This is a genomic window from Fulvivirga kasyanovii (assembly GCF_009711405.1).
Taxonomy (GTDB): domain Bacteria; phylum Bacteroidota; class Bacteroidia; order Cytophagales; family Cyclobacteriaceae; genus Fulvivirga; species Fulvivirga kasyanovii.
The window spans coordinates 1-264 of the sequence record NZ_SMLW01000021.1 but is presented as its reverse complement, the minus strand read 5'-3'; the positions used below and the strand labels follow the sequence as shown (position 1 = coordinate 264).

Annotated in this window: 1 protein-coding gene; it reads right to left on the bottom strand. The window is 37.1% G+C overall.

Annotated features, from left to right (window positions below; genetic code table 11):
- Positions 1–241 (bottom strand): transposase (locus tag E1163_RS00030; protein ID WP_185155852.1); only part of this gene is annotated, 241 nt, incomplete at its 3' end.
- Positions 242–264: the final 23 nt, after the last annotated feature.

Genomic DNA, 264 nt, shown 5'->3' with positions numbered 1-264 from the left:
AGCTTTTGAAGTCCCGTATTACATCTGACAGTTTGTTATCTTCTTCTGTACTTAAAATCAAATGTACATGGCTGGTCATAATACAATACGCATGAATTTGCAATCCCTTATTTGTATGGCAGTACTTCAAGCTATCAGTAATGACTTCCCGATACTCACCCCTGATGAACAAATCAATCCATTGACCACGGTAAATGTAACGAAATACATGGCGTGCTCTCGTATAGCATACTTTTCCCATGTTTCAAAGATAGCATTTAAAGA